The 2280-nt window shown below is 58.4% G+C and carries 2 protein-coding genes and 1 pseudogene; all 3 read right to left on the minus strand.

What is annotated here, in order from left to right:
• A partial coding sequence (locus AC1DUU_RS29885) for a sugar phosphate isomerase/epimerase family protein (RefSeq protein WP_476786938.1) occupies positions 1-447 on the minus strand: 447 nt, incomplete at its 3' end.
• Between the two features lie 183 nt (positions 448-630).
• Positions 631-1941: a xylose isomerase gene (gene xylA, locus AC1DUU_RS29890; protein ID WP_476786939.1), complete on the minus strand. Its 1311-nt coding sequence runs from the start codon at positions 1939-1941 to the stop codon at positions 631-633.
• A gap of 88 nt (positions 1942-2029) precedes the next feature.
• A pseudogene (locus AC1DUU_RS29895) lies at positions 2030-2280 on the minus strand (LacI family transcriptional regulator); the annotation flags it as partial.

The raw sequence follows: 2280 nt of genomic DNA on the forward strand, positions 1-2280 counted from the left end.
AGGGTAGACATAGGGCCAGGCGAGCGCGCCGGAGAAGGTGGCGTGGGCCTTGATGCCCAGATGCTTGGAGGCACGCAACGCACGCTTGACCTGGTCAACAGCCCATTCCTGGCGGGCCTTGGGATTGCCGCGCACTTCCGGGGCCGCAAAACCATCAAACGCGGTGTCATAGGCTGGGTGAACAGCAACCAGCTGACCCTGCAAGTGGGTGGAGAGCTCGGTCACTTCCAGACCATGCGAGGCGGCGACGCCTTTGATCTCATCGCAATAGTCCTTGGAGTCTGAAGCCTTCTTCAGGTCGATTAGCCGTGCGTCCCAAGTTGGAATCTGGACACCCTTGTAACCAAGGTCCGAGGCCCATCTGCAGATCGAGTCGAACGAATTGAACGGTGCTGCGTCGCCAGCAAATTGCGCCAAGAAAATCGCGGGGCCCTTGATCGTCTTCATGCACTTCCTCCCGTGGCGCGCTCGCGCCGAAATGTCGTTCCAGATTGGACAAGATCTAAAGATCACCTTGCGGGTGAGATTGATGTCATCCTAAATCTAGCCAATTGCAGCCCACGTTCACCTTCCATTCCGCCAGCTCGCCGTATGCGCGAGTGATCTGTGGTCGAAATCGCCTATCGCACCTTACACGTAACGGTTGACGATGTTTTCGAGCAGTTCTTGCCGGCCGGATTTTGGCTGCGGTTCTATCTTCTCCTTGACCACGCGCTCGGCCACTTCCTCAAGCGTGCGCTTGCCCGACAGCATGGCCTCGCCCTCGGTGGTCTTCCAGCCGGCATAGCGCTCGGCCAGAGGGACTGACAGAGYCTCGTCCTCGATCATTCGCGCCGCAGCCTTGAGGCCACGAGCGCAGGCGTCCATGCCGCCGATATGGGCGATCAGCAGATCTTGCGGATCGAGCGACTGGCGGCGGATTTTTGCATCGAAATTGGTGCCGCCTGACTTCAGTCCGCCGGCCTGGAGGATATAATAATAGGCCAGCGCCATTTCGGGCACGTTGTTCGGGAACTGATCGGTATCCCAACCCGACTGGTAGTCATTGCGGTTCATGTCGATCGAGCCAAGGATGCCAAGCGACCCGGCCAATGCCAGTTCGTGCTCGAACGAGTGGCCGGCAAGGATTGCGTGTCCCTGCTCGATATTGACCTTGACCTCGTTTTCCAGCCCGAATTCCTTAAGGAAGCCATAGACTGTCGCGACGTCATAGTCGTATTGGTGCTTGGTCGGTTCCTGCGGCTTTGGCTCGATCAGGATGGTTCCGTTGAAACCGATCTTCTTCTTGTAGTCGACGACCATTGAGAGGAAGCGGCCGGCCTGCAAACGCTCCTGCTTCAGGTCGGTGTTGAGCAGCGTCTCGTAGCCTTCGCGACCGCCCCAAAGAACATAGTTCTCGCCGCCGAGCTTCTTCGTGGCATCCATGCAAGCCTTAACCGTGGCCACCGCATAGGCAAAGATATCGGGATCAGGGTTGGTGGCGGCGCCCCCCATCCAGCGCCGGTTGGAGAACATATTGGCGGTGCCCCAGAGCAGCTTCACGCCGGTCTGCTTTTGTTTCTGCGCAAAAATGTCGACGATCTCATCGAGCCGATCCTTGCTTTCGGTGAAGCTGTTGCCCTCAGGGCGCACATCAGCGTCATGGAAACAATAATAGGGCGTGCCGAGCAACGAGAACATTTCGAAGGCTACGTCGGCCTTCAGTTGGGCGTGCTGCATGGTTGGACCAAACCACGGGCGGTCAAACGTTTGGCCACCGAACGGGTCGCTGCCTTCCCAGGCGAAAGAATGCCAGTAGGCCACGGCGAAGCGCAGATGGTCCTCCATACGCTTGCCGAGCACGAGCTCGTCTTTGTTGTAGAAGCGGTAGGCCAACGGACTGTCCGAGCCAGGCCCCTCATACCGGATCGGTTTTATGTCGCCAAAAAATCCGGTGACCATGTTCTGTTCCACCCCAGTGCAACAATTTCTGATGTACGTATATCAGAACGAACCGCCACGCCAGAGGGGGCAGCCAAGATTCCGGCGCTCAAGGTAGGTTGTCGCGCAGATATATCTCGATGCGAATGTGTTCCTGCCCTTCGATGAGGGTCCGCTGATCGGCCAGCGAACGGAGCGTGCGGATGGCGCTGCGAACCTCGTGACCGGCGTCCTGATTGATGATGGCCTGAAATAGACCGCTCTCCAGCGCGGCTCGCGTATGGACGCTCAATTCGTGCGCCACCACCATCGGACGCCTTTCGGGCGGGCGTTCGGAAAGCGCCTCAATCAGACCGAGGT

This window comes from Aminobacter sp. P4_H6_2, from assembly GCF_056400805.1.